Here is a 4,153-nt window from a genome sequence, read left to right on the forward strand (position 1 = left end):
GCGCCGGTCTACGGCCCGCCCTTCGTGCGCTCGGCCGCGGGCGGGCGGCGCTACGCGACGATGGAGGACTTCCGCACCTTCGTGAAGCTCGGCTACATGTCGCAGTGGCTGCACCACTCGGGCGGCACCGTCTGCGAGCCCACGGACATCCCCGTGAACAAGCGCCATCTCGACATGATGCTGGCGCACATGACGCTTTCGGACAAGCCCTTCATGGGCGGCGTCACCGAGCCCTCGCGCGCCGCTGACTGCGTCGCGATGGCCGAGATCCTCTTCGGCGCCGACACCGTGCAGGCGAACACGGTGATGACCTCGCTCGTCAACGTGAACTCGCCGCTGACCTTCGACGACGTGATGATGGGCGTGCTCGAGGTCTATGCGCGCAACAACCAGGCCTGCATCGTCTCGCCCTTCGTGGTCGGCGGCGCGATGTCGCCGGTCTCGGTCGCCGGCACGCTGACGCAGGTGCTGGCCGAGGTGATGGCCGGCGTGGCCTATGCGCAGCTGGTGCGGAAGGGCGCGCCGGTGATCTTCGGCACCTTCGTGACCTCGATCGATATGAACTCCGGCGCGCCCACCTTCGGCACGCCCGAGGCGAGCCAGATCCTCTATGGCGCAGGGCAGCTCGCGCGGCGGCTGGGGCTGCCGTTCCGCTCGGGCGGCGGGCTCTGCGGCTCGAAGCTGCCCGACGCGCAGGCGGCGTACGAGACGGCGAACACGCTGAACGCCGCGTTGCTCGGCGGGGTGAACTTCATGCTGCACTCCTGCGGTTGGCTCGAGGGCGGGCTGGTGGCTTCCTTCGAGAAGTTCGTGATGGACGCCGACCAGCTCGGCGCGCTGCACAAGATGGCGGCCGGCATCCCGACCGACATCAAGGCGCAGGCGATGGACGCGATCCGCGAGGTGGGGCCGGGCGGGCACTACCTCGGCTGCGCGCATACGCAGGAGCACTTCAAGTCGGCCTTCTGGCGCTCCGACCTGCTGGACTACAAGCCTTTCGAGACCTGGGACGAGGAGGGCGCGCGCGACACGCAGACGCTCGCCGCCGCGCGGGTCGAGACGCTGCTCTCGCAATACGTGCCGCCGCCGCTCGATCCCGGCATCGCCGAGGCGCTGGGCGATTTCGTCGCGGCGCGCAAGGCGGAGATGCCCGACGCCTTTTCCTGAGGCGCCGCGGGCACGGCGTCCTTGGGCGTATCGGGGCGCGCGAGGCGGGCCTCGACCATCAGCGCGATCAGCGTCTCGACGTGGCGCGCCGCCGACCAGGCGGCGTCGCCGGCGCGGCGGCGTGTTTCGAGCGCCTCCTCGATGTCCATGAGCGCCGCCAGCGCGGCGCCGGGCGACGGCAGCGCGCCGTAGCCCAGCAGCCGCGGCAGATGCTGTGCGCGGCGATACTCGGGCGCGCCGTGGCGCGCTGCGCGGATCAGAAGCGCGGGACGCCGAAGCGCCTTGAGACGGGTCTGGATATCAAGCATCAGCGGTCCTCCCCCGGATGTGACCGGGGTGCAGTCTGACACAACCCAAGCGTGTGTTGCGCTGGCGCGGGGCCTCCGAACGCCCCGCTGATATTTGTTTATCATTTGGAAACAACAATAAACGCCGGCGCGAATTGTTTACATTTGGATAACCATTTCGCGCTTCGGTTGTGGACAACTCTGCGGATGCGTAGGCGCGCCCGGCGCGGCGCGCGCCCAGGGGGAGGGGTCATGGGGACGCAAGGGGTGCGTGCGGGCGGCGCCGGTCTGCCCGACTGGCTGCCGACGGCGGCGCGTCATTACCTTCAGCATACCGAGGCGGGGCTGCCCATCCGGCAGCTCGCCCGCACGGCGGGCTGTCACGCCTCGACCGTGATGCGCCAGATCAGGAAGATCGAGGCGCGGCGGGACGACCCGCTGGTCGACGCGGCGCTTCGCCGGCTCGTGGGGTGCGAGGGCGCGGGGCTGCCGGCCCGTCTCGACCCGGAAGCCGCGGCGATCCTGCGCCGTCTCTGCGAGCCTGGCGCGGTGCTCGCCGTGGCCGAGGGCATGCAGAAAGCCGTCATCGTGCGCGAGGATGCGGAGGGCACGCGCGAGCGCACGGCGGTGCTCGACGCCGCGCTCGCGCAGGCGCTCGCGCTGAAGGACTGGATCGCCTGCCGCAAGGGCGGGCGCGTGGCGCAATACGTGATCACGGGCGCCGGGCGCGCGGCGCTCGGGGCTGGCGGGCAGGGGCTCGCCGAGGCGCCCGCGCGCTTCGAGGGACCGGAGGCCGCGTCGCCGCCGCGCGCGCCGCGCTACGGGCCGGCGGACTCGCCCCTGCAGGCGCTCGCGCGGCGGCGCGACGCGGAGGGGCGGCCCTTTCTTGCGCCCGCGCTGGTCGCGGCGGGCGAGCGGCTGCGCGAGGATTTCGAGATCGCGCAACTCGGCCCCGCGGTGACGCAGGACTGGGACCGGTTCCTGACCGCCGGGGCGGAGGCCGGCGGGGCGGAGGGCGACGCGCCCGCCCGGGGCCCGGCGGCGGCGCGGCGGCGCGTGCAGGCGGCGCTCGCCGAGCTCGGGCCGGGCCTCGGCGACGTGGCGCTGCGCTGCTGCTGCTACCTCGAAGGGCTGGAGAGCGCAGAGCGGCGCATGGGCTGGTCCGCGCGCTCGGGCAAGATCGTTCTGCGCATCGCGCTGCAGCGGCTGAGGCGTCACTACGACGAGACATTGGGGCCGGGCGGGCCGCTCATCGGCTGAGAGGGGCCGCATGGCGGCGATGCACGGGGCAAGGGTGACGATCCGCCCCCTGCATGCTACATCGCTGTCGGAACGACAGGAGTGACGCCGCCCATGCGTGATCTCAGCGACCCCGCCCTCCGCCACCCGGAGAAGGCCCACCGCCCCGAAACGCCGCGTCTGCGCAAGCCCGACTGGATCCGCGTGAAGGCCCCGGCGAGCAAGGGTTACAAGGAAACCCGCGACATCGTGCGCGAGAACAAGCTCACCACCGTCTGCGAAGAGGCGGGCTGTCCCAACGTGGGCGAGTGCTGGGCGCAGGGGCACGCCACCATGATGATCATGGGCGAGGTCTGCACCCGCGGCTGCACCTTCTGCAACGTGGCGACGGGGCGGCCGGACGCGCTCGACGCCTTCGAGCCGGGCCGCGTGGCCGACGCCGTGCAGAAGCTCGGGCTGAACCACGTCGTGATCACCAGCGTCGACCGCGACGATCTCGAGGACGGGGGCGCCGAGCATTTCGCGCGGACGATCCGCGCCATCCGCCACCGCGCGCCGGGCACCACGATCGAGATCCTGACGCCGGATTTCCTGCGCTGTCCGCCCTCGGCGCTCGAGACGGTCGTGGCGGCGAAGCCGGATGTCTTCAACCACAACCTCGAGACGGTGCCGGGCCTTTACACCGAGGTGCGGCCGGGCGCGCGCTATTTCCATTCGCTGCGCCTTCTGCAGCGGGTGAAGGAGATCGACCCGGAGATCTTCACCAAGTCGGGCCTGATGGCCGGCCTCGGCGAGACGCGCGAGCAGGTGCTGCAGGTCATGGACGACATGCGCTCGGCCGACGTCGATTTCCTGACCATCGGGCAATACCTGCAACCGACCTCCCGCCACCACGTCGTCGACCGCTACATCCCGCCCGAGGAGTTCGCGGCCTACGAGCAGGCCGCCTGGGGCAAGGGCTTCCTCATGGTCTCGGCAACGCCGCTCACCCGGTCGAGCTACCATGCGGGCGAGGATTTCGAGCGCCTGCGCGACAACCGGCTGAAGAAGCTCGCTGGCGCCTGAGGCGGGTCGCCGCCGCGCCCCGGCACCGTCCGGGCGCGTGTCTGACGGAAGTCCGCGCGGGACGCCTGACGCCATCAAGAGCGCCGGAGCGGAGTCCAATCCGCGCTGGAAACCGGGCGCGTCCGGCTGTATGACGAGGGTCCGAGCCGCGGGAGGACGACGATGAGCGACTGGGTGAAAACGGGCTGGCGCGAGAAGCCGCGCGTGCAGATGCCGGACTGGCCGGACGGCGCCGCGCTGCAGGGCGCAGAGGCGCAGCTCGCGAAGTATCCGCCGCTCGTCTTCGCGGGCGAGGCGCGGCGGCTGAAGGGCCACCTCGGCGCCGCGGCGCGCGGCGAGGCCTTCCTCCTGCAGGGCGGCGACTGCGCCGAGAGCTTCGACCAGTTCAGCGCCGA

The 4,153-nt window shown here is 71.7% G+C and carries 4 protein-coding genes and 1 pseudogene; 4 read left to right on the plus strand and 1 reads right to left on the minus strand.

Annotation, left to right across the window (positions count from 1 at the left end):
- Nucleotides 1–1,167 (plus strand): trimethylamine methyltransferase family protein (locus tag ACESL7_RS13650; protein WP_372893861.1); only part of this gene is annotated, 1,167 nt, incomplete at its 5' end.
- A gap of 38 nt (nucleotides 1,168–1,205) precedes the next feature.
- On the opposite strand, the pseudogene ACESL7_RS13655 reads toward ACESL7_RS13650, so the two are convergent.
- Nucleotides 1,206–1,580: pseudogene (locus tag ACESL7_RS13655) on the minus strand (DUF6477 family protein); the annotation flags it as partial.
- Between the two features lie 126 nt (nucleotides 1,581–1,706).
- On the opposite strand from ACESL7_RS13655, the gene ACESL7_RS13660 reads away from it, so the two are divergent.
- From ACESL7_RS13660 to ACESL7_RS13670, 3 genes are all read left to right on the plus strand, one after another.
- Nucleotides 1,707–2,714: a DUF6456 domain-containing protein gene (locus tag ACESL7_RS13660; RefSeq protein WP_372893862.1), complete on the plus strand. Its 1,008-nt coding sequence runs from the start codon at nucleotides 1,707–1,709 to the stop codon at nucleotides 2,712–2,714.
- Nucleotides 2,715–2,807: 93 nt separating this feature from the next.
- Nucleotides 2,808–3,758 (plus strand): lipoyl synthase, encoded by a 951-nt coding sequence (gene lipA / locus ACESL7_RS13665; protein ID WP_372893863.1) that lies wholly within the window; start codon nucleotides 2,808–2,810, stop codon nucleotides 3,756–3,758.
- Between the two features lie 162 nt (nucleotides 3,759–3,920).
- Nucleotides 3,921–4,153 (plus strand): 3-deoxy-7-phosphoheptulonate synthase (locus ACESL7_RS13670; protein ID WP_372893864.1); only part of this gene is annotated, 233 nt, incomplete at its 3' end.

Source organism: Rhodosalinus sp., from assembly GCF_041685465.1.
Lineage (GTDB): Bacteria > Pseudomonadota > Alphaproteobacteria > Rhodobacterales > Rhodobacteraceae > Rhodosalinus.